The 23,401-nt window shown below is 67.0% G+C and carries 16 protein-coding genes; 7 read left to right on the forward strand and 9 right to left on the reverse strand.

What is annotated here, in order from left to right:
• Positions 1-3,516, reverse strand: a complete 3,516-nt coding sequence (mfd, locus tag QX048_RS25200; RefSeq protein WP_315826934.1) for a transcription-repair coupling factor — start codon at positions 3,514-3,516, stop codon at positions 1-3.
• Positions 3,516-3,803, reverse strand: coding sequence for a succinate dehydrogenase assembly factor 2 (locus tag QX048_RS25205; protein WP_315751602.1), 288 nt, complete (start codon positions 3,801-3,803; stop codon positions 3,516-3,518). Before QX048_RS25205 ends, mfd begins: the two co-directional genes overlap by 1 nt.
• Before the next feature lie 195 nt (positions 3,804-3,998).
• Between QX048_RS25205 and recG the strand changes: the two genes are divergently transcribed.
• The gene (gene recG, locus QX048_RS25210; RefSeq protein WP_315826933.1) at positions 3,999-6,101 is read left to right on the forward strand and encodes an ATP-dependent DNA helicase RecG; all 2,103 of its coding nucleotides are present in this window, start codon (positions 3,999-4,001) and stop codon (positions 6,099-6,101) included.
• Between the two features lie 196 nt (positions 6,102-6,297).
• Here recG and QX048_RS25215 read toward each other — a convergent pair whose 3' ends face one another.
• Together QX048_RS25215 and QX048_RS25220 are read right to left on the reverse strand one after the other, a co-directional pair.
• Positions 6,298-7,149: an NAD(P)-dependent oxidoreductase gene (locus tag QX048_RS25215; protein WP_315826932.1), complete on the reverse strand. Its 852-nt coding sequence runs from the start codon at positions 7,147-7,149 to the stop codon at positions 6,298-6,300.
• Between the two features lie 163 nt (positions 7,150-7,312).
• A complete protein-coding gene (locus QX048_RS25220) occupies positions 7,313-9,190 on the reverse strand; it encodes an autotransporter domain-containing protein (protein WP_315826931.1) in 1,878 nt (625 codons plus the stop codon).
• Between the two features lie 281 nt (positions 9,191-9,471).
• Here QX048_RS25220 and QX048_RS25225 point away from each other — a divergent pair, with 281 nt between their 5' ends.
• On the forward strand, positions 9,472-9,846 hold the full coding sequence (locus tag QX048_RS25225; protein ID WP_315712017.1) for a VOC family protein: 375 nt from the start codon (positions 9,472-9,474) through the stop codon (positions 9,844-9,846).
• A gap of 44 nt (positions 9,847-9,890) precedes the next feature.
• Here the strand turns inward: QX048_RS25225 and QX048_RS25230 are convergent, their stop codons facing one another.
• From QX048_RS25230 to glmS, 3 genes are all read right to left on the reverse strand, one after another.
• The gene (locus tag QX048_RS25230) at positions 9,891-10,688 is read right to left on the reverse strand and encodes a DUF502 domain-containing protein (protein ID WP_315712018.1); all 798 of its coding nucleotides are present in this window, start codon (positions 10,686-10,688) and stop codon (positions 9,891-9,893) included.
• A gap of 194 nt (positions 10,689-10,882) precedes the next feature.
• A complete protein-coding gene (locus tag QX048_RS25235; protein WP_315751608.1) occupies positions 10,883-11,497 on the reverse strand; it encodes a LysE family translocator in 615 nt (204 codons plus the stop codon).
• Positions 11,498-11,831: 334 nt separating this feature from the next.
• Entirely contained in the window at positions 11,832-13,658 is a 1,827-nt protein-coding gene (gene glmS / locus QX048_RS25240; RefSeq protein WP_316200772.1) for a glutamine--fructose-6-phosphate transaminase (isomerizing), read from the reverse strand.
• Between the two features lie 228 nt (positions 13,659-13,886).
• Here glmS and QX048_RS25245 point away from each other — a divergent pair, with 228 nt between their 5' ends.
• Positions 13,887-14,114 carry a hypothetical protein gene (locus QX048_RS25245; RefSeq protein ID WP_315712023.1) on the forward strand — a complete coding sequence of 76 codons (228 nt, stop codon included), beginning with the start codon at positions 13,887-13,889 and terminating at the stop codon, positions 14,112-14,114.
• A 9-nt stretch (positions 14,115-14,123) separates the two neighbouring features.
• On the opposite strand, the gene glmU is transcribed toward QX048_RS25245, so the two are convergent.
• Entirely contained in the window at positions 14,124-15,470 is a 1,347-nt protein-coding gene (gene glmU, locus QX048_RS25250) for a bifunctional UDP-N-acetylglucosamine diphosphorylase/glucosamine-1-phosphate N-acetyltransferase GlmU (protein ID WP_316170504.1), read from the reverse strand.
• Positions 15,471-15,605: 135 nt separating this feature from the next.
• Between glmU and QX048_RS25255 the strand changes: the two genes are divergently transcribed.
• Both QX048_RS25255 and QX048_RS25260 read left to right on the forward strand, forming a co-directional pair.
• Positions 15,606-16,958 (forward strand): hypothetical protein, encoded by a 1,353-nt coding sequence (locus QX048_RS25255; RefSeq protein ID WP_316200771.1) that lies wholly within the window; start codon positions 15,606-15,608, stop codon positions 16,956-16,958.
• 108 nt (positions 16,959-17,066) lie between these two features.
• Positions 17,067-17,447, forward strand: a complete 381-nt coding sequence (locus QX048_RS25260) for a hypothetical protein (RefSeq protein ID WP_284416120.1) — start codon at positions 17,067-17,069, stop codon at positions 17,445-17,447.
• Here QX048_RS25260 and QX048_RS25265 read toward each other — a convergent pair.
• A complete protein-coding gene (locus tag QX048_RS25265) occupies positions 17,407-18,936 on the reverse strand; it encodes a beta-(1-6) glucans synthase (RefSeq protein WP_316200775.1) in 1,530 nt (509 codons plus the stop codon). The genes QX048_RS25260 and QX048_RS25265 overlap by 41 nt on opposite strands.
• Before the next feature lie 435 nt (positions 18,937-19,371).
• Here QX048_RS25265 and QX048_RS25270 point away from each other — a divergent pair, with 435 nt between their 5' ends.
• Together QX048_RS25270 and QX048_RS25275 are read left to right on the forward strand one after the other, a co-directional pair.
• Positions 19,372-19,953, forward strand: coding sequence for a beta-1-3, beta-1-6-glucan biosynthesis protein (locus QX048_RS25270; protein WP_315712028.1), 582 nt, complete (start codon positions 19,372-19,374; stop codon positions 19,951-19,953).
• A 355-nt stretch (positions 19,954-20,308) separates the two neighbouring features.
• Positions 20,309-23,014 carry a glycosyltransferase gene (locus QX048_RS25275; protein ID WP_316200770.1) on the forward strand — a complete coding sequence of 902 codons (2,706 nt, stop codon included), beginning with the start codon at positions 20,309-20,311 and terminating at the stop codon, positions 23,012-23,014.
• Positions 23,015-23,401 lie beyond the last annotated feature (387 nt).

Consider the following 23,401-nt stretch of genomic DNA (forward strand, 5'->3'; position numbering starts at 1 on the left):
CTACGCCGCCTTCTTCTTCTCCGCGAGCTCCGCCAGGTCCTTCAGAATATCCGTGGTCCCGGCCAGCCGCTCTTCCGGCGTCTCCCAGACCTGCAGGAACACGACCTTCATGTCCGGGCGGACCTTGGCGGCCTGGCCGTGACGCTTGATGAAGGCGACGAGGCGGTCCGGATAGGCAAAACTGTTGTCGCGGAAGGCGATGACGGCGCCCTTCGGGCCGGCATCGACCTTCTCGACATTGGCGCGGCGGCAGTAGTTCTTGATCGCGGCGACCTTGAACAGATAGCGCGTCTCGTCCGGCAGCTTGCCGAAGCGATCGCGCAATTCGGCGGCGAAGTTCTCGATCTCGTCGTCGGTCTCGAGATCGGCGAGCCGGCGGTACAGCGACAGCCGCACGGAGAGGTCGGAGACGTAGTCCTCGGGGATCAGCACGGGCATGCCGATCGTGATCTGCGGCGACCAGCGGTCGACCGTCGGCTCGGTGATGCCGGCCTTGAGGTTCTCGATCGCCTCCTCCAGCATCGACTGATAGAGCTCGAAGCCGACCTCCCTGATGTGGCCGGACTGTTCGTCGCCCAGCAGATTGCCGGCGCCGCGGATGTCGAGGTCGTGGCTGGCGAGCTGGAAGCCGGCCCCCAGCGTCTCCAGCGACTGCAGCACGCCCAGGCGCTTTTCGGCCAGTGGGCTGATCTTGTGCGTCGACGGCAGGGTGAACAGCGCATAAGCGCGCAGCTTGGAGCGGCCGACGCGGCCGCGCAGCTGATAGAGCTGGGCAAGGCCGAACATGTCGGCACGGTGCACGATCAGCGTGTTGGCGCGGGGAATGTCGAGGCCGGATTCGACGATCGTGGTCGACAGCAGGATGTCGAACTTGCCGTCGTAGAATGCGCCGATGATGTCCTCGATCACGGTCGGCGCCATCTGGCCGTGCGCGACCGCGACCTTCATCTCCGGCACGGTCTTGTCGAGGAACTCCTTGACCTCGGCGAGATCGTCGATGCGCGGCACCACGTAGAACGCCTGGCCACCGCGATAGCGCTCGCGTAAGAGCGCCTCGCGGATCATCACGGGATCATGCGGCGCGACGAAGGTGCGAACGGCGAGACGATCGACTGGCGGCGAGGCGATGATCGACAACTCGCGCACACCGGTGAGAGCGAGCTGCAAGGTGCGCGGGATCGGCGTTGCCGACAGGGTCAGCACATGCACCTCGGCGCGCAGCTGCTTGAGCCGCTCCTTGTGGCTGACGCCGAAATGCTGCTCCTCGTCGACGATGACGAGGCCGAGATCGCGGAACTTGATCGCCTTGCCGAGCAGCGCATGGGTGCCGACGACGATGTCGACCGAGCCGTCGGCGAGGCCCTTCTTGACCTGATTGAGCTCCTTGGTGCTGACCAGCCGCGACGCCTGTGCGACGTTGACCGGAAAGCCCTTGAAGCGCTCAGCGAAAGTCTTTGCATGCTGGCGCGCGAGCAGCGTGGTCGGCACGACGACGGCGACCTGCTTGCCGTCGAGCGCGACCGCGAACGCGGCCCGCAACGCCACCTCGGTCTTGCCGAAACCGACGTCGCCGCAGACCAGCCGGTCCATCGGACGTCCCGCTTCGAGATCGGCGAGCGTCGCCTGGATCGCAGCGAGCTGATCCTCGGTCTCGTCATAGGGGAAGCGCGCGCAGAACTCGTCATAGAGGCCGGCCTGCACCGGCAGCTTCGGCGCCTCGTGCAGCATGCGTTTGGCGGCGATCTTGATCAGCTCGCCGGCCATCTCGCGGATTCGGTTCTTGAGCTTGGCCTTGCGTGTTTGCCAGCCGGAGCCGCCGAGCTTGTCGAGCTCGACATTGGTCTGGTCGGAACCGTAGCGCGACAACAGCTCGATGTTCTCGACCGGCAGATACAGCTTCGTTTCGCCGGCGTAGCGCAGCTCGAGACAGTCATGCGGCGCGCCGGCGACCTCGAGCGTCTGCAGCCCGACGAAGCGGCCGATGCCGTGATCGACATGAACGACGATGTCGCCGATCGCGAGGCTCGTCACCTCCGAGATGAAATTGTCGAGCTTGCGGCTCGCCCGGCGCGGCCGCACCAGGCGGTCGCCGAGAATGTCCTGCTCGGAGATGACCGCGATCTGATCGGTCTCGAAGCCGGTCTCGAGACCGAGCACCGCGAGCATGGTCTCGTTGCGCGGCGTCGCCTGCACCACGCGCCAGGTGTTGACGCTGGTGACATGGATCAGCTTGTGATCCTTCAGCATGCTCGCCATGCGGTCGCGCGAGCCTTCGCTCCACAGCGCGATCACGACCTTCTTGCGCACCGATTGCAGCGCTTGCACGTGCGCCACCACGGCCTCGAATACGTTGACGGCGGAATCGTTGCGCTCGGGCGCGAAGTTGCGGCCCTGTCGCGCGCCGATGTCGACGACGTTGGCGCTCTCCGGCACCGCGAACGGAGTGACACGCGCCAGCGGGACGGCGGCGAGCCGCTCGGCCCATTCGGAGGACGTCAGATAGAGGCGGTCGACCGTCAGCGGCTTGTAGATCGCCCCGCCGCCGGGATGCTCCATCGCCTCGCGGCGCGCGTCGTAATAATCGATGATCTGCTTGAAGCGCTCGCGCGCGGCATCCTCGCCCTGCGGCTCGATCACGATGGGTGTGTTCGGCAGATAGTCGAACAAGGTCTCCATCTTGTCGTGGAACAGCGGCAGCCAGTGCTCCATGCCCGGATAGCGGCGGCCTTCGCTGACGGCCTCGTACAGCGCATCGTCGCGCTCCGGCGCGCCGAACTCGGCGACATAGCCCATGCGGAAGCGGCGGATGGTGTCGGTGACGAGCTGGAATTCGGAAACGGGCACGAGGTCGAGCGAGCGCATGTCGAGCAGGGTGCGCTGGGTCTCGGCGTCGAAGGTGCGGATCGATTCCAGGCTATCGCCGAAAAAGTCGAAGCGCACGGGCTGGTCGAGGCCGGCCGGGAACAGGTCGAGGATGCCGCCACGCACGGCATATTCGCCGCTTTCGCGGACGGTCGACGAGCGGTGGTAGCCATTGTGCTCAAGCCAGGCGATCACCGAATCCATCGGCACGACATGGCCCGGAGCGACCGACAGCGCCTGCCCCGCCATGGTGTCGCGCGAGGGGACGCGCTGCACGATGGCGTTGACGGTGGTCAGCACGATCAGCGGCTTGTCGCTGCCGGCGAGGCGCGACAGCCGTGCGAGCGTGGTCACGCGCTGGGCGAGGATGCCGCCATGTGGCGAGACGCGGTCATAGGGCTGGCAGTCCCAGGCCGGGAACTGCATCACCGGCAGATCCGGCGCGAAGAAGTCGAGCGCTCGCGCCAGCTGCTGCATCCGGTTGCCGTCGCGGCAGACCACGGCGAGGCTCACCGCCGGCGGCTTCGGCTTGGCCGCGATGGCGCGCGCGAGGTCGGAGACGACGAGGCCTTCGGCGCCTTCCGCGACGTTGGCGAGCGTGAGCGCGCGCCCCGGCGCGAGGTGCTCGGCGGGCGACTTGACCGGGCTCTTCATCAATCGGCGCCCACCGCGCGGAACGCCTTGATGCGCTCGAACAGCGCCGGAGTCTGCTCCGGCGGCAGCGGCCGGGCGCCGGTGACCGCGGCATAGAAGTCCGGGTCGGGGACTTCGAGCAGTTGCTCAAGCTCGGCCAGCTCGCCTTCGCTGAGGGCGCCGATCTCGGCGTCGGCAAAGCGGCCGAGGATCAGATCCATCTCGCGGGTGCCGCGATGCCAGCAGCGGAACAGGAGCCGCTTGCGGCGGTCGTCAAGGCCTTGGCTCGATCGGGTCGTTCCGGTCATCGCGACATCCTGCTGTTCAACGCCAAAAGCCCGGACGGTGCCGGGCGCGGTTGATATAGCGGTGCACAGCGCCCCTGTCAGCCCCTCCCGGGCTGCAGAACCGGCATGCCCGGCACCTCGAACCTGAGAAAAAGACGTGGATGTCTCGGCATTCGCGGCTATTCCGGCTCCCAAACCGCTTTAAGTGTTCGCTCCATGCGCCCCAGCATCCTCAATCCTCTGTTTGCGCCGGTCACGACCCTGTCGGGGGTCGGACCGAAGCAGGACAAGCTGCTGCGCTACCTGCTCGGCTGCACCGAGACGCCGCGGCTGGTCGACCTGCTGCTGCATCTGCCGGCCAGCGTGATCGACCGCCGCAACCGGCCGAAGGTCCGCGACGTCGAGGTCGGAACCGTGGTGACGCTCGAAGTCACGGTCGACCGCCACCGTCCCTCGCGCAACGCGCGCGCGCCATACCTCGTTTACGCCAGCGACGAGACCGGTGACGTCGTGCTGACGTTCTTCCGGCCCAAGGGCGACTACATCGAGAAGATGCTTCCGGTCGGCGCCAAGCGCTACGTCTCCGGCACCGTGCAGATGTATGACGGCGTGCCGCAGATCGTGCATCCCGACCGCATCCTGGACGAGGCCGGCTTCGCCAAGCTCTCGGGCATCGATCCGGTCTATCCGCTGACCGAAGGCTTGGCGCTCGGCTCGCTGCGGCGGGCGATCGCTGCGGCGCTGACCAAGCTGCCTGAGCTGCCGGAATGGATCAGTCCGGAGGTGCTCCGACGCTGCAACTTCCCCTCGCTGAAGGAGGCGCTGACGCGGGTGCACGTGCCGCAGGAGCTGACCGACATCCTGCCGGAAAACCCGTTCTGGTCGCGGCTGGCCTTCGATGAGCTGCTCGCCGGCCAATTGGCACTGGCCCTGGTGCGGGCGCAACTGCGCCGGCCCGCGGGCAACCGCCATGCCGGCGACGGCCGGCTGCGCCGCAAGATCATCGACGCCCTGCCCTATGCGCTGACGAACTCGCAAGCCGAGGCGATGGCCGCGATTGCCGCCGATCTCGAAAAGCCGGTGCGGATGCTGCGGCTGCTGCAGGGCGACGTCGGCTCCGGCAAGACGGTGGTAGCGCTGCTGGCGGCGGCCGCCGTGGCCGAGGCCGGCAAGCAGGCCGCGCTGATGGCGCCGACCGAGATTCTGGCGCGCCAGCATGCCAAGACCATCGCGCCGCTCGCCGCGCGCGCCGGCATGAACGTGGTCATCCTGACCGGACGCGAGAAGGGCAAGGAACGCCGCGACATCCTCGCCCGACTCGAAGCCGGTGAGATCGACATCCTCATCGGCACGCACGCGCTGATCCAGGACGACGTGGTCTTCAAGTCGCTGGCGCTCGCCATCGTCGACGAGCAGCATCGCTTCGGTGTGCGCGAGCGGCTGGCGCTGACCTCGAAGGGCGAGGCCGTCGACGTGCTGGTTCTGTCGGCGACGCCGATCCCGCGCACCCTCGTGCTGACCTATTTCGGCGACATGGACATTTCCGAGCTGCGCGAGAAGCCGGCCGGTCGGCAGCCGATCGACACCCGCGCGGTGGCCGACACCAGGCTCGGCGAGGTCGTCGACGCCGTCGGCCGCGCGCTCGATGCCGGCAAGCTGGTGTACTGGATCTGCCCGCTGGTCGAGGAATCCGAGGCCGAGGGCATCGATCATCTCACCAACGCGACGGATCGCTTCGAGAGCCTGCGCGAGCGCTTCGGCGACAAGGTCGGCCTCGTCCACGGCAAGATGAAGGGCAGCGAGAAGGACGAGGTCATGGGGCGGTTCGCGGCCCATGAGCTGCGCCTGCTGGTTGCGACCACCGTGGTCGAGGTCGGCGTCGACGTGCCGGCGGCCAGCATCATGGTGATCGAGAACGCCGAGCGCTTCGGCCTGGCGCAGTTGCACCAGCTGCGCGGCAGGATCGGCCGCGGCTCGGAAGCCTCGACCTGCATCCTGCTCTATCGCGAACCGCTCGGGCCGATGTCGAAGGCCCGCCTCGCCGTGATCCGAGAGACTACCGACGGCTTCCGTATCGCCGAGGAGGATCTCAAGCTGCGTGGCGAAGGCGACGTGCTCGGTATCCGCCAGAGCGGCCTGCCCGGCTACCGCATCGCGCGGCCCGAGGTGCATGCCCAACTGATCACCCAGGCCCGCGACGAGGCGCTGCGGATACTCAAGGAAGACCCGAAGCTGAAGGGCCCGCGCAGCGATGCGCTGCGCTGCCTGCTGTATCTCTACGAACGCGACGAGGCGATCCCGCTGCTGACGGCGGGTTGATCAGCAGAAGGTGCATCAACAAACTCCCCTGTCGTCCCGGCCCTGAGCCGGGACCCTTAACCCCAGGGATCAGTTTGAGGCAGGATGGCGATGGGCTTTTTCGCACCTCACAACCGCCGCGGAGTATGGGTCCGGGTCTGCGCCACGATGGGCTATCGCGCGTCGTGGCTCGCACGGGACGACGAGCTGAAATCGTCTACTTCGTTTTGCAACTCTCGGCGAACGCCACCAGCTGCGCCGCGTCGGTGCCCTCGCCCTGCACGTCCGCCGCAATGTGCTCGAACAACCGCGCAAAGCCCTCGTAGATCAGAGCAGCCGGATGATCCTCGCCGAGGAACCCCGCGATCTCGCGCATTTCGGCGACCCAGCGATAGGCCTTCGGCAGCATGTCCGGCAGTGCGTTGGCGAGACGGGCCTGGACGTGCGGCAGGCTCAGCGCCAGCTCGTCGCGCAGCGCGTCGGCGGCGCCGGCGCGGGTGGCGGCCAGCACCATCGCGGCGCCGAGCCCTGTCAGTCCCTTGTTGATGCCGGCATAGGCCATCTTCAGCGCCGAAGCCGCGCCGATCGGCCCTTCGATCCGGCGCAGATCGAGCCCGAGTTCGCCCAACGCGGCGACATCGGCTGCCGCCTCGCCGCTCACATAGAAGGCCGGTCCCTTCGTGCCGGGCTTCGGCGGCAGACCGATGATGGCGGCGTCGACCAGGCGCGCGCCCGACGACAGCACGATGTCCTCGATTGTCCGGATGGTCTCGACGTTGACGGCGTTGCAGTCGACGATGATGGGCTTCTTCGAATTCCGGTTGATGACCGTCGCGAGCTGCTCCGCCAGCGCCACAGCCTCGCCCGGCGGCACGATCGACAGGATGATGTCGGCATTGGCGATCTCGGCGTCGCTGGCGCCGACCATGCCGGATGCGGCCGCCCTCGCCCGCGTCGCCGCGCTGCGCTCCTCGAGCGACGTCAGGACCTTGCAGCCGTGCTCCACGAGACGGGCGGCGATGGCGCTGCCCATGGCGCCGGGCGCGATGACGGCAATGCTGGGAGGCATGATGACGCTCCGATTCCAACGATGGTCTCGAAGACTATGCGCACCCCATGACAAAATTGAAGGCACGAAAACGAAGGGCAGCCCTTCCGGGCTGCCCTCGCCTTGGCCGCAACGTCAACGCTCCCCTCAGAGCCCCCGAGAACGCTGACCGCCGCGGCAGACCTCAGAACGCAATCTTCAAGCCTCCGCTGCCGAAGAAATCGTCGCCACCCGTGCGTCCGATCGTGCGCGACACGTTCACCGTCAGCGCCACATGGCTCCAGAACGGCGCCACGACGCCGGCGCTCACCCGGCCGTAGACGTTGTGCGAGGTGCCGTTCGGAACCGTCCAGTTGTTGACGATGACGGGCGCCGAGGTCGCGTTGTACTGAATCAGGCGGCCGTTGCCGATGATGTCGTCATCGAGCGTCAGGTTCAGGTACGGATTGATGACGTTGCCCTGCACCTGGAACGGGGTGCGCAGCTGCACGCCGACGCTGCCGATCAGGGTCTCGGCGGTCTGCGAGCCGACCGCGAGCGTGAGCGCAGGATCGCCGGTCTCAGTGAAGCCGTCGACGCGGGCGCGGGCATAGGTCAGCCCGCCGATCGGGCCGAGCTTCGCCCCGCCTGCATCGAACAGGTAACCGGCTTTGCCGGCCGCGACGAAGGTGGTGCCGCCGGGATTGGAGGTGATGGTGTCGACCACGCCCGGCCGCGTGTTGCGATAGTCCTGATGGCCGATCGTCGCCAGGCCCTCGGCAAACAGGCTGCTGCTGGCCCAGGCCCCGTAGAGGCCGAACTGATAGGAGTTGGCATCCGTGGTGCCGGCGCTGTTGAACAGCCTCGCCTTTGGATTGGAATAGTCGAAGGCGGTACCGATCATGGTGTTCGCCGACAGCCGGTACTCGACGCCGATGGTGCCGCCGATGCTGTCGAGATTGAAGCCGTTCGAGGCGGCGCTGCCCTGGCGGTCGCTGACGCCACCATTGCCCTGCATGTAGAACGACCATGGACTGACCGGCGCGAGCGGCGGCGCCTTGGTGTAGGGCGGGCGGCCCATTGCCCCATAGGCGTTCATCGTCGACGGAGCAAAGCCCGCGGTCTCGCGGAACATGTCGAGCTTGCCGAACAGGGTCGAGGCGAAGCCCATCGCGGTGATCGACCCCACCTCGCCTTGCGGCGCGAAGGTCAGCGGCGCGTTGAGGCGGTTGACGATGTACTGCCCCAGCACCTCGAAGCCGTGTGACGTCAGGTGCACGCCATCGACGTAGAACAGATACTGGTTCTGCAGCGCAGGATTGCCGATGCACGCGATCGGACAGGCGCCGACATTGGTGAAGCCATAGCGCGACGGATTGGCCTGGATCAGCGTGCCGATCAGTCCGGTGTCGACGTACTCGACACGCACGCCCGAACGCGCGACGCCAGCGAGCGACTGCTGCATCAGGCTGTTATAGGTCGTGCTGTAGGCCTTGCCGGCCGGAGCATTGGCGTTGCCAACGGCCTCCGGCAAGGTGCTGACATCGCCGACCGTGAACACGATACTGCGCGCGCCGTCGCCGACCAGCGCGTTGATGCCGGCCATGGCCTGCTGGGCCGTGACGGCCGCGGCCGTCGGCGCGCCAGCGAGCGAGCCGCCGGCGCGGTAATAGGCCCGCGCATCGTTGCCGCCGACCGAGATCTCGACCAGGTCGGTCGACGAGATCCTGCCGGAGAAGCCCGTCAGTCCGCTCCATTCCTGGAAGAAGCCGGGAATGCCCGGCGCCACCACGTTGGTATCGCCCGCCATGGCGCCGCCGATCGCGTAGTTGAGCTGGGGAATGCCGAGCAGCGCCGAGGTCGTGTCGACGAAATTCGTGCCGCCGCTGAAGCGACCGGTGGGATAGAGCGGCAGCTTGCCGGCGCCGCCGGTGAAGGTCCAGAGATTGCCCGTGTCGGCGTAGCTGTCGCCAAAAGCCTGAATGCGCGTATAGGTGGTCTGGGCCGCCGCCGGCGCGGTCAGTTGCAGGGACGCCGCGGACAGCGCGACCGCACACAACGATGTCGTCCTACTCACAGGCATCCTACGCGCCTCCCCAACGCCCTACTTTTGTTTGCCCGATGTTTCCATGGTGACCATTCGAAACACCACCGCCCATTGGTTGTAGGAACGATGACATCCGTGGCTGTGCTTTCCCCGCATCATCATGCAGTGCAAAGCGCCGCGATGCGCACGTTCGCCCGCTGGGCGGACCGGACCGCCACCGACCATGCTCACGAAGGCTGCTGACAGAATCTGGCAGAGGGCTCGGCTAGTCGTGTGGCTGAAGCGCCGCAGCCGGCGCCGCCACCGGAGAGACGACGATGCCCGACTTCAATTTCCTGATCCTCTATGTCGACAACCCGCCGAGGAGCGCGGCCTTCTATGCGGATCTGCTCGGCCGGCCCGTGATCGAACAATCGCCGACGTTCGCCATGCTGCCGCTGCGCGAGGGCGTCATGCTGGGCTTGTGGTCGCGGCACACGGTCGAGCCGCCAGCGACGGGCGCCGCAGGCTTCGGCGAGGTCGCGTTCGCGGTCGGCGATGCCGGCGAGGTCCAGCGGCTGCACGACGACTGGAAGGCGCGCGGACTTTCGATCGCGCAGGCGCCGACACGGATGGATTTCGGAACCACGTTCGTCGCGCTCGATCCGGACGGGCATCGCCTGCGCGTGTTCGTTCCGCAGGATGCGGCCTAGCTCTTCCGCAGTGGCTGGCCTTTCGCGCCAGTCGGCCTTTCAGCCTAGTCCGCCTTGGCCGGCTCGGGCTCACGGTGCGGCGATGGCTGCGCGGGTGCGTTGGCGAGGCGCGCGGCGTTGGCCATGTTGGCCAGCGCCGCGACTTTTTTCTGCTGGTCCGATCCCGGCTGCACCACGCCGCAGGACATGATCAGCGTCGCCGCGTCCTCGGCGCTCATGTCGACCTCGATGATCTTGCTCCGCGGCAGATAGAAGAAGAAGCCGGTGGTGGGGTTCGGTGCGCACGGCAAGAACACCGAGATCTGCTCGTCGTCACCGGGCAGCCGGCTCGAAATCTCCGCGCTCGGCGGCTGCGAGATCAGGACGATCGACCACATGCCGGGCGAGGGAAACTCGACCAGGCCGACACGGCGCAGGCTCGAGCCCTTGCCCGAGAACAGCGTCTCGAACACCTGCTTGAGGCCGCGATAGATCGCCCGCACCGCCGGGATGCGGCCGAGCAGCCGCTCGCCGAGGTCGACCAGGGTGCGGCCGATCAGGTTGGCCGTCAGGAAGCCGAGCAGCGTCAGCCCGATCACGGCTACGATCAGGCCGGAGCCGGGCACGCCGAACGGCAGATAGGTCTCCGGACGATAGACCAGCGGCACGAACGGCCGGACCAGCCCGTCCACCCAGGTCACGAACCACCAGGTGATGTAGAGCGTGATGGCAACGGGACCGGCGACGACGAGGCCGGTCAGGAAATAGTTGCGAAACCGGAACATCAGCCCATGGTGGGGCGTCTCGGCCGGAGCATCGGCCAAGGGATCGGTCTCAGGCGGCAGGTCGTCGCGGGAACTCATGCGAACTTCCGGGTCGGATCAAATCTCACCTAGGGGTCTTAGCAGATTTTTGAAGGGCGAAGGCCCTCTTTCCGACACATGCGCGCTTTGCCGCTGACCTGTGGCCCGGCAGCCGGGCACCAAGTCAACGCGCAAGGCGTCGAATTCAATCCCTGCTGCGGCGAGGAGCCACTCATAAGGGCCAACGCGCCGCCCTAGGCGCTACGCAGCGGCAGGGCCAGCCCGACCGCCACGAAGATGCCGCCGCAGACCTGGTTGAAGCGCCGCCCGACCCGCGCGAGCCATGGACGAACCTGGGCCGCCGCGCTGGCAATGGCGCATTCGGTGACAAACTCGGTCACCGTATAGGTGACGGCCACGACGGCGAACTGCACCGCCAGGCTGCGATCGGGGTCGATGAACTGTGGCAGCAAGGCGCTGAAGAACAGCAGGCATTTCGGGTTGGTCGCCGCGGTCAGGAAGCCCTGGCGGAACAGCACGTGCGAGCGGGCCGCCACGATCTGGCCGGCCAGATCGACGCCCACCGGCGGCGCGAACCATAGCTTGATCCCGAGCCAGGCGAGATAGAGTCCGCCGACCCACTTCAGGACCACGAGCCAGGTGATCGACGATTGCACCAGCGCACCGATGCCGAACATGCACAGCGCGATGACGAGGATGAAGCCGATCAGGCCGCCCGCGATCGTGAACAATGTCCTGCGGCCGCCATGCAGCGCCCCGTGGGTCAAGGCGAGCAGACCGTTCGGCCCGGGCGTCAGGGAGATGCCCACCGACGTGACGAAGAACAGCAGCCAGGTGTTGAGGGCCATCGGGATCCCTATCCGGAAGCGGACCGGCCGATCCGCTGCCGGGGTCGTCGCGACATGCTGATGTCGGATTATGGATCAGATGACAAGCGCGTCGTCGGTAAAATCAGGGCAGCGCCAAATCCGGCAATTAACTCCGGGTCATGCCCGGGCTCGTCCCGCCTGCGCGGCCGAAGCCGCTTCGGCGCGGCGACGGCCCCGTCCTCCACGTCGTGCTCAGCGCGCCGGAGAACGTGGATGGCCGGGACAAGCCCGGCCATGACGATGTGACGAGATCGAGGCATGAGCCCACAAGGTGCTGGCTCCAGCAGCGAAGCATCCCAGGCGACGTCGCCGCCTACTCCACCGTGACCGACTTGGCGAGATTGCGCGGCTGGTCGACGTCCGTCCCCATCACCACGGCAGTGTGATAGGCCAGGAGCTGGACCGGGATGGCGTAGACGATCGGCGTGAATGTCGCGGCCATGTCCGGCATGGTGATCGTCACCAGCGAGTCCACGGTCGCCTCCTCGGCGCCCTTGGCATCGGTCATCAGGATGATCTTGCCGCCGCGCGCGGCGACCTCCTGCATGTTCGACACCGTCTTCTCGAACACGCGATCATAGGGTGCGATGACGACGACCGGCATGGTCTCGTCGATCAGCGCGATCGGGCCGTGCTTGAGCTCACCGGCGGCGTAGCCCTCGGCGTGGATGTAGGAGATCTCCTTCAGCTTCAGCGCGCCTTCCAGCGCCAGCGGATAGGAGGTGCCGCGGCCGAGATACAGCACGTCCTTCGACTTGGCGATCTCGCGCGCGAGCTTCTCGATCTGCGGCTCGGTCGTCAGCGCGGCCGCGATCAGACGGGGCACCTCGACCAGGCCGTGGACCAGCTTGGTCTCGTCGGCCTCAGAGAGTTCGCCGCGGCCGCGACCGGCGGCGATCGCGAGCGCCGCCAGCACCATCAACTGGCAGGTGAAGGCCTTGGTCGAGGCGACGCCGATCTCGGGACCGGCCAGCGTCGGCATCACGATCTCGCTCTCGCGCGCGATCGTCGATGTCGGCACGTTGACGACGGAGAGCGTATGCACGCCTTGCGACTTGGCGTAGCGCAGCGCCGCCAGGGTGTCGGCGGTCTCGCCGGATTGCGAGATGAAGATGGCGAGATCGCCCTGGCGGAGCGGCGCCTCGCGATAGCGGAACTCGGAGGCGACGTCGAGCTCGACCGGCACCCGCGCGAAGCGCTCGAACCAGTATTTGGCGACGAAGCCGGCGTAGCTTGCGGTGCCGCAGGCGGTGATCGAGATGCGCTGGATATCTTTGAAGTCGAACGGCAGCCGCGCCGGCAGCATCACGCGCTCGGTGCCCATGTCGACGTAGCGTGCCAAGGTGTGGCCGACGACCTCCGGCTGCTCGTGGATTTCCTTGGCCATGAAATGGCGATAGTTGGCCTTGTCGACCAGGAACGACGACGCGCCGGATTTCAGCACCTCGCGCTTCACCACCGCGCCCGTTGCATCGTGGATGATGCCGGCGTCGCGGGTGATCTCGACCCAGTCGCCGTCATCGAGATAGCTGATCGTATCGGTGAACGGCGCCAGCGCGATCGCGTCCGAGCCCAGGAACATCTCGCCGTCGCCATAGCCCATCGCCAGCGGCGAGCCCTTGCGGGCGCCGATCAGGAGATTGCCGTGGCCCTTGAACAGGAAGGCCAGCGCGAATGCGCCCTTCAACTGCGGCAGCGACGCAGCCACGGCCTGTTGCGGCGTGTGGCCCTTCAGCAGATAGGAATTGACCAGATGGACCACGGTCTCGGTGTCGGTCTCGGACGCGAACTTGGCGCCCTGCTTTTCGAGCTCGGCCCGTAGTTCGCGAAAATTCTCGATGATGCCGTTGTGCACTACGGCAACGTTGTCAGTCGCATGCGGATGCGCGTTGCTCTCGGTCGGTTTGCCGTGGGTGGCCCAGCGGGTATGACCGATGCCGGCGTGTCCCTTCAGCGGCTGCTGCCCGAGCCGCTTCTCGAGGTTCTTCAGCTTGCCCTCGGCGCGCCGCCGGTCCAGATGATCGCCCTCGAGCGTGGCGACGCCCGCGGAATCGTAGCCGCGATATTCGAGACGTTTCAGGGAATCGACGAGATGCTCGGCAACCGGCCCGCGTCCCAGGATCCCGATGATTCCGCACATCAGCGCCAGTCCCCAAATCGTCGAGAGAGATTCAAAAGCGTGGCATTGTCTTAACGAAAACGGCGCGCTTTCAGGTTCAATAATTATTGCGGATTGCGACAGGGTTAAGTGGGAGCCCTAACCGAGGGCCTGCAGGCAACTCCGGTTCGATGCGGAGGTCCAGTTCGGAGCGCACTTAACGCCAGGTCAACGCTTTTGCGCAGAGACTGTCGCGTCGGAGAGGACGCCATGACCTATAGCCGCCGCCCAACTGATCCCAAGGGCACCAGCCCGCTGAGCCTGTCGCATCCGACGTCCGGGAGCCATCTGGCGCACTGGCCGCCGCCGACCTTGAGCAACGAGCTCAAGCCGATGCCGATCAAGCACCGTACCAACGAGCCGGTCAAGCACGCCACCCGCCGCGGCTGGCGCCTGACGCGTGCGATGTTCGCCGAGTTCCAGGACGACGAAAGCTGATGTTTCAGCTCACTTCTTGTGGCGTTGCTTGGCATTCCGAAAGCGCGCCGCGGCGCCTTCGCGCGTCGTCTGCGGACTGCGCTCCAGCGCCAGCGCATCGTCGGGCACGTCGCGCGTGATCACCGAGCCTGAGCCGATATAGGCGCGCGCGCCGATGTTGATCGGCGCCACCAGCGAGGTGTTGGTGCCGATGAAGGCGCCCTCGCCGATGTTCGTCTTGTGCTTGTTGAAGCCGTCATAGTTGCAGGTGATGGTGCCGGCGCCGATGTTGGAATTGGCGCCGACATGGGCGTCGCCGATATAGGACAGGTGATTGACCTTCACGCCCGCCTCCAGCACCGCGGCCTTGGCCTCGACGAAATTGCCGATCTTGGCGCCGTCGCCGAGCGACGTACCGGGCCGCAGCCGCGCGAACGGCCCGAGCAGGCTGTTGCGGCCGAGCTTGGATTGCACGATGTGCGAGAACGAATGCACCACCGCGCCGTCGCCGATCGACACGCCGGGGCCGATCACGACGAACGGCTCGATGGTCACGTCCTTGCCGAACGTCGTATCCGCGGCGAGATAGACGGTCTCCGGCGCGATCAGCGTCACGCCCGCATCCATCGCCGCGCGGCGCAACCGGGTCTGCATCACGGCCTCGGCCTCGGCGAGCTGCGCCTTGGTGTTGATGCCGCGCACTTCGTCTTCAGACGTCTCGATCACGACCGCGTCGAGCCCCTGCTCGCGCGCGATCGCCACCGCGTCAACGAGATAATACTCGCCCTTGCTGTTGGCATTGCCGATCCGGTCGAGGATCGCGAGCGCGCGACGACCGTCCATCGCCATCACGCCGGCGTTGCACAGCGTGATCGCCCGCTCCGCTTCGCTTGCATCGGCCTGCTCGCGGATCGCGACCAGCTTCGATCCGTCGAGCAGCAGGCGTCCGTAGCCGGTCGGATCGGCGGCGCGAAAGCCGAGCACGGCGAGCGCTGCGCCCTGCGCCAGCGCCGCCCGCAGCCGCGCGAACGTCTCGGCCGTGATCAGCGGCGTGTCGCCGAATGCGACCAGCAGATCGTCTGCGCCGCGCGCGATCGCCTGCCGCGCCGCCAGCACCGCATGCGCCGTCCCCAGCCGGTCGCGCTGGACGAAGATATCCGCATCCGGGCGCAGGCGCCTGGCTTCCTTTTCGACCGCGTCGTGCCCCGGCCCCACCACCACGGCGATGCTGGCGCCATCCCCGTGCGGCGCCGCCGCCAGGACGTGCGCGAGCAATGATTCGCCGGCGATGGGATGCAACACCTTGGGCACGCTCGTGCGCATCCGGGTGCCCTCGCCTGCCGCAAGCACGATGGTCAGACTGGATCGAGCGGTCATGAAACACCTGGGATGAAGGGAGCGCATAGGTCGCGCTGTCATAATGCGTTTTCTGCGCGGGGCAAACCGCACCGGCTGAAGCCCCTGGTGGTTTTCCTGTTAATGTTCGCTTCGTGATTCGATTAAGGCAGGTTCATGGCTAAGGACTCCCGCAAATCCGCCGGCGCAAATGCAGCTGAGAAGACGGGCACCACTCTGTCTGGACTGTTTGCCGACGAGAACGAGTTCGATCGCCGCGCGCTGTGGCGGCTCGGCTGGTGGGGGGCTGGCGCCGTCGGCGCCGTCGGCCTGGCCGTTTTCACCAATCAGGCCGCACAGGGATGGCGGCAGGACCGTGTTTCCGCGGCCGATCTGTCGCGCCAGGCGCAACTGCTGCAGTCGCTGGCCCGTGAGACCCAGGGCGAGGCGCGCCAGCTCGGCGCGGCCATCGAGACGCTCAACACCGATCGCGACCGGCTGTACGCGCGCGTGACGGTGCTCGAGCAGGGATTGGACTCGGTGACCGGCGCGCTGGCCAAGCAGAGCGCCCAGGCGACTGCGAATACCGCCCCCGGCAGCAAGCCGGCCCCCGCGCCGCAGATCGCTGCCGTCGAGTCCCAGGCCCCGGTGGCGGCCCCGTCAGGTTCCCCGCCACCTGGCCCCTTGCCCGCATACGCGAACGCGTCGCCGTTCATGCCGGTTCCCAACGGGGCGGCCGGAACCAATCCGGCTCAGCCGAGTACCCCACCGGCTGCCGCGAGCGCCGACAAGACGAAGCAGGAGCAGGCCAAGCCGATGTCGGCCGGGCTATCGGCGGCTTCGTCATCGCCGGTCTCTTCCGCCCCGTCGCCGACACCGTCAGCCTCGTCCGCATCGCCGGCTGCGACCGGTTCCAAGCCGACTGGTGGTGCCTCGGACCCGGCCGGCAAGCCGGCCGAGACCGACAAGCTCGCAAAAGCCGAACCCGCAGAGGCCGCCGGCGCCAAGGGCAGCGACAGCACCGACGCCGCGGTCACGGCGGTCCAGAAGACCGAATTCGCCGTCGATCTCGGCGGAGCCAACTCGCTCGGCGGCCTGCGGGCGCTGTGGCGGGATCTCGTGAAGACCCATGCCGACCTCGCCTTGCTCAGGCCGATCATCATCCTGAAGGAAGGCCGGAGCGGTCCGGGTATGCAACTGCGGCTCGGCGCCGGCCCATTGGGCGACGCGGCGACGGCGGCGAAGATCTGCGCGGTCCTCGCCGAGAGCCAGCGCGCTTGCGAGACCACCGTCTATGACGGCCAGCGCCTCGCGGTCCGCGAGGAGCCGGAGGCGGCCAAGCCGGCCGCTCCCGCGGCTGCCGCCCAGAAGCCGGTGCAGCGCCGGCGCACCTATCAGCCGCAGGCCCAGCAGCAGCGTCACGGCAAGCGCGAGGAGCCGCCGGCTGCGGCCGCGCCCGCACCGCCGCCGGCAGAGGCGCCCAAGCCCGAGCAGCCGTCGGCGCTGTCGTCGTTCTTCCGCCGCTCCTGAGGCTCGAATCGACGTGCGGCCAAAGCCGGTTGGGACGGATTGTGAAAGCAGTCCGCGAACCGGCTTTGCGGCTTGTCCGCACGTCCTTTCCGCAGCATAGTCCCGCGCATGAAAAAGACCCCGTTCCGCCTCTCGCCCTATCAGGTGCAATGGCTCCTGATCATAGGCTTCGTCACCGTCGGCTATGCCCTCTATCTGCGCTATCTGGCGATCGAGCTGTCGAGCGTCGCGCTCGCCTGCGACGCCGGCCTGCAGACGCTGGCCTGCAAGAGCCGGGCGGTTGCGACCACGCTGTTCAAGAATTCGGTATTCGGCGCCACGGCGCTGGTGATCGCGGTGCTGCACGTGATGCGGCCGTCGATCGTGCTGCTGACCGGCGGGCTGATTGCCGCCGGCCTCGGCATCGTGCTCTACAACATCGTGCTGTCGGGGTTGGCGATCGGCCTGCTCATCCTCGGCTTTGCGCGGCCCGCGCCCGCCACAGCGTGAACGCCAGCAGCAGATACATCGCGCAGGTCCACATCGCCTGCCAGTTGTCGCGGCCCTCGTTGTAGATCACGTAGACCGAGGAGATCGCGAGTAGGCCGGCGAAGCTGGCCTCGGCGATCGGCCGGGGACCCTGCGCCGGACGATTGCCGAGCAGCATCGCGAACGGCACCACCGCCATGGTCAGGCTGGCGAACGGGAAATCGCGGTAGCGCGGGTCGAACACGAAGCCGAGCGCCGTCTCGGCCGCAATCAGCACCGTCACGACGAGGACCAGGCCCAGCAGGTAGGTGATCTTCAACTGCTTGCGGCCGTCATTCGGTCCGAGCAGGTCGAGGAAGGTCGGCAACGGCCGCCCGGCCATCGTCGCATTGGCGCTGAGGATCGGCGCCAGGACGCCGGCCGCGAGCAGCGCCCCCCAATGCAGCCAGCCGCCGGCACCGAGACTCTCATAGAACATCTTGTCCGCGGCCATGCCGAACAGCACGCCCGCCGTCGTCGCGGAGATCCCGACCCCGACCCAGGCCGAGAGGTGCGGCGGCCAGGGCCGGCGCCGCACCGTCAGCCAGCCGGCCAGGAACACCACGAAGGACAAGATCATGCCGCCGCCCATCTGCAACTTCCACAGCGGATAGTTGCTAACCGGTTCGCCCGGCGGATATTTCAGCGCCCGCGTATCGTCGCTAATCAGGCCCCAATAGCCGCCGACCGTGCCTTCGAGCTTGCGCTTCCACGGCTGGTCATAGGCCTCGATCAGGTTGACGCGGAAGTTCTCGCGCTTGGCGAGGCTGAGGATCTCCGACACCACGCGGGCCTGGTTGGCCCGCGACGGCAGCGCGCCCTCGCGCATGCGCCCCTCGCTCGGCCAGCCGGTCTCGCCGATCAGGATCTCCTTCCCCGGAAAGGCGACGCCGACCTGCTGGCGGATGGCGTCGACATGGGACGCGGCGAATTTCGCGCGCACCGGGATGTCCTCCCAATACGGCAGGATATGAACCGTGACGAAGTCGACGATGTCGTAGAGCTCGCGGTTGCGCAGCCAGAACTCCCAGACGTCGGCATAGGTGACGGGAATCGTGACCTGCGCCTTGACGCTGCGGATGGTCGCGGCCAGATCGGCGGTCGTCATCTCGCCGCGCAGCAGCACCTCGTTGCCGACCACCACGGCCGTGATCACCTTCGGGTAGCGCTTGATCAGGTCGACCGCGATGCCAATCTGCTGCTGGTTCTTCAGCTTGTTGGAGCCGAGCCAGATGCCCTGGATCACCTTGATGCCGACGCGGGCGGCGATTCCCGGCACCTGGTCGAGACCGTTCTCGATCGAATAGGTGCGCACGCATTCGGAGATCTTGGCGAGCTGCACCAAGTCCTGCTCGATCTGCTCGGGGTCGATATGGGTGGTCGGATCCAGCGGGCTCTGCTGGCCGCGGAACGGCGCATAGGACACGCACTGCAGCTTCGAAGCTGGCTCGATCGGCGCGCGCGCGAGCATGATCGGCTGGGCCAGCCACCACCACGCGGCGGCGATGACACCCAAGGATATGAGCAGAAGCGCCAGCGGCGTAGGAAGGGATTTCAGTTCCGTGTCTCCAGGCAGGGTGGTGTCGATTACCCGGTCGGCGGCGATCTGCCAAGTAGGCGATCGGGCCCTCCGGCGCTCCCGGCGTACCTGCTCCACATCGCCCTTTTACGATGACGCGAGAAAGTTGGTACGTTGCTGGACAAAATCCGAGATTCCGGTCATTGGGAATCCCGGTTGGCCCCGGCCGTCGCAACGTCGCAACCCAGATTGGGCCCCTGCGCAAGCGCCCGTTAGGAACGCTCTGCGACAGTCGGAATCAATCTCCCGCCGCAATCGGGGCTGATTTGATCGGCATCAACACTGCGTCCGTCAGGGGACGGCACGAAGGCAACAATCGGGGAATTTATGGGTCGACGCGTGCTCCACTCCAAGTTTTCGGTTTCGCGCCTGTCGGCGGCTCTGGGCCTCGTGCTCCTCATCGGCGCGCCCGGCGCGCTCGCCCAGAGCGGCAGCGACCATCCCCAGGACCAAAAGCCGCAGGCGGCCAATCCGGCCGACGTGTCGAAGGAGAACCAGCGCAAGGCCGACGAATTCACCGAAGCGTCCCAGGCGCTCAGTGGCGGCCCGGCCGGCAATCCCGAATGCGTCTGGCTCGGCCGCCGCGTCGTCCAGTTGATGTACAACGACGACCTCGATACCGCCTTCCGCCACCTTGATCTCTATGACCGGTTCGGCTGCCCCGGCGGCCACGTTCAGGCCGCCTTCCGCTGCCTGACGCGCTTCATCCCGCAGATCGATCCGAAGGTGCCGAACTCGCTGAACAACCACGTCCACGGCTGCTGGATCAATCCGGACGCCAAGCCGCAGGTGGCTGCGGCGCCTGCGCCGGGCCCGGCCTCGACCCCGGCCGCGCAGGCTTCGCCAGCACCGACGCAGCAGCCCGCTCCCCAGGCCTCGCCCTCACCCGCGCAGCCTCCGGCGAAGTGACCGGCGCCTGAAGGCAGGCGGGACGCACGATCCCGACGACCGGACGCCATGCGCGGCTGCGGCATGACAGCGCTCCGATCACGTGGCAGGATACGGCCGAGATACGATCGAGGTCGTCGACGCGCGCCTGAGCCTCGCCTCGGTTCAGGCACCGTTCAGCAGGATTGGGCTCTGTTGGGATGACATATGATGTCGCGGCCTTCGGCTGTGACGGCGTGAGAATGATCGCCTTCGCCGCTCGTCGTCGAGCGTCACCCGCGAACGTGATCCCGGTAGCATCGCATACCCGAGATGGAACGGCGATCGACCGCTCCGCTTCACCGCTGACTTGATCCTAGGAATGGTTGCCCCTCCAATGCGTGCCGTTGTCGCCGTCCTGCTCCTCGTCACCGCTGTGCACGCCGCCCTCTGGGGACTGCTGCAGGACAAACAGGAGGCCCCCAGTTTCACCGGCCTGCTGCAGAGCGTCTCCTACGATCCGCATGAAGGAACCGGGGCTCCCGGCGCCAACACCGTGGCCTCGCCGGAACGCATCCGCGCCGACATGAAGAAGCTCGCCACGATGACGCGGGCCATCCGGCTCTACTCGTCTACCGGCGGCCTCGAGATCGTGCCGCCGCTGGCGGCGGAGGCTGGGCTGAAGGTGATGCTCGGCGCCTGGATCGACAAGGATCCGGACCGCAACGAGCGCGAGATCCAGTCGGCCATCACCCTTGCCCGCCGCAACAGCAACGTCATCGGCATCGTGGTCGGCAACGAGACCATCCTCACGGCGACCCAGAAGGTCGATGAGCTGATCGAGAAGATCAAGCGCGTGAAGAAGTCGGTCAACGTGCCCGTCACCACCGGCGACGTCTGGAACACCTGGCGCGACAACCCCGAGCTCGCGGCCAATGTCGACTTCATCGCCGCGCACGTCCTGCCCTATTGGGAATTCTTCACCGACGACCAGGCCGTCGATCAGGCGGTGGATCGCTATCAGCTCCTGAAGAAGCAGTTCACCGGCAAGCGCATCATGATCGCCGAGTTCGGTTGGCCGAGCCAGGGCTACAGCCGCAGCGGCGACGGCCGCGGCCCCGCCGTGCCGGGCCCGCTCCGCCAGGCCAAGGTGCTGCGGAATTTCCTGGCCCAGGCCGCCTCGATCGGCATGGAATACAACATCGTCGAGGCGATCGATCAGCCCTGGAAATATTTCGAAGGCGGCGTCGGCCCGTACTGGGGCGTCCTCAACGCCGAGCGCGAAGCGAAATTCGCCTGGACCGGCCCGATCGTGAATCCCGACTATTGGCAGCTCGCGACCATCGCGCTCCTGGTCGGCGTGCTCTTGTCGCTGCCGATCGTGCGGCTGCGCCAGCCGACCGTGCTGCAGGCGACGATGCTCGCCATCACGGCACACGGCGTCGGCGCCTGGGTCTCCAACGTCTTCGCCTATTGGAACGTGCACTATTTCGTCTGGGGCTCGACCTTCGCGCTGACGCTGGGCCTGATCCTCCTGGTTCCCCTGATCCTCATCGCGATGGCCCGCATCGAGGAGATCGCCGCGATCGCCTTCGGCCGCGAGCCGCAGCGCCTCTTGACCCGCGACAAGGTCGCGCAAGAGCGCGCCGCGATGCCGGAGGGCTATTGCCCGAAGGTGTCGATCCACGTGCCGGCCTATTTCGAGCCGGTCGACATGATGAAGCAGACGCTCGATGCGCTGGCGCGGCTCGACTACCCGAACTACGAGGTCGTCTGCATCATCAACAACACGCCCGACCCGGCGTTCTGGCAGCCGATCCAGGATCACTGCCGCATGCTCGGCGAGCGCTTCAAGTTCATCAACGCCGAGAAGGTCAAGGGCTTCAAGGCCGGCGCGCTGCGCATCGCGATGGAGCGCACCGCAGTTGACGCCGAGATCATCGGCATCATCGACGCCGACTATGTCGTGACGCCGGACTGGCTCTCCGACCTCGTGCCCGCCTTCGCCGACCCCGCCGTGGGCCTGGTGCAGGCGCCGCAGGAGCATCGCGACGAGCATCTGTCGCTGATGCACTACATCATGAACGGCGAGTACGCCGGCTTCTTCGACATCGGCATGGTTCAGCGCAACGAGGAGAACGCGATCATCGTGCACGGCACGATGTGCCTGATCCGGCGCGCGGCGATGGACATGGCCGGCGGCTGGTCGAGCGACACGATCTGCGAGGACACCGATCTCGGCCTCGCGATCCAGGAGCTCGGCTGGCAGACCCACTACACCAACACCCGCTACGGCCAGGGCCTGCTGCCCGACACCTACGAGGCGTTCAAGAAGCAGCGCCATCGCTGGGCCTATGGCGGCTTCCAGATCGTCAAGAAGCACTGGCGCCGCTTCCTGCCCGGCCACAGCCGGCTGACCTCGGACCAGAAGCGCGAGTTCTCGCTCGGCTGGCTCAACTGGCTCGGTGCCGAGAGCCTCGGCGTCGTGGTCGCGATCCTCAACCTGATCTGGACGCCGATCGTTGCCTTCGCCGGCATCGCCATTCCCGACAAGATCCTGACCATCCCGATCCTCGCCGCCTTCGTGGTCTCGCTCGCCCACTTCCTGATCCTCTACCGGCTGCGGGTGGCGGTGAAGCCGTGGCAGATGCTGGGCGCGATGGTCGCGGCGATGAGCGTGCAGTGGACGGTCAGCCGCGCCGTGGCGCAAGGCCTGATCACCGAGCACCTGGCGTTCGCCCGCACGTCCAAAGGCGGCCTGTCGCGGATGTCGATCGAGTTCCAGGCGTTCTGGGAGGCCGTGATCGGCGCCCTGCTCCTGATCGGCGCCACCATCCTGATCGTGACCAACACGCTTGCCATCACCGAGCTCTACATCTTCGCCGCCGTCCTGATCCTGGAGAGCCTGCCGTTCCTCTCGGCGGTCGCCATCGCGCTGCTGGAGATGTCCCGCATCAACTCCTTCGAGTTCTGGCGCCACGCCACCGTCCGCACCGCCGAGCTGATCGGCCTGCGCCCGGTCTGGGTGCCCGAGCTGGCGGGGCCCGGGATGCAACCGGCGCCGTTGAGCGCGGCGGCAACGAAGGCGGCGGACAAGGTGTAGCGCCGAGCGAGGCCTGCGGAAGCCTGCGCCGCGTAGCCCGAATGAGCGGACGCAAGGGCCCGAAGGGCGCAGGCGGCAGCGACGTCCGGGGTCATCGCGACGGCCCATGAGACCCCGCATGTCGCCTCCGCCGTCGCTCTGTCGAGCGCCGACGGCGGCTCATGATGGCGGCTCATGGCGGGCTACGGCACCGTCATCGCCGCGCCCGAAACGATCGTCGATCTCCCGTGGTTTCCCCCGCCCGCCCTATTGACCGGAACGGACCCACCCCCTACACAGCGCCCACGACAGCATGCGGACCAAGGTCGGGTTTTTTTGCCGCCCCGATCTCATGCCGCAGTGAACCACGGCCACGCCTAAAGCGTTCCGATGGGGACCTGCCGACGA

The organism is Bradyrhizobium sp. SZCCHNS30572 (assembly GCF_032484415.1).
Taxonomy (GTDB): Bacteria; Pseudomonadota; Alphaproteobacteria; order Rhizobiales; family Xanthobacteraceae; genus Bradyrhizobium.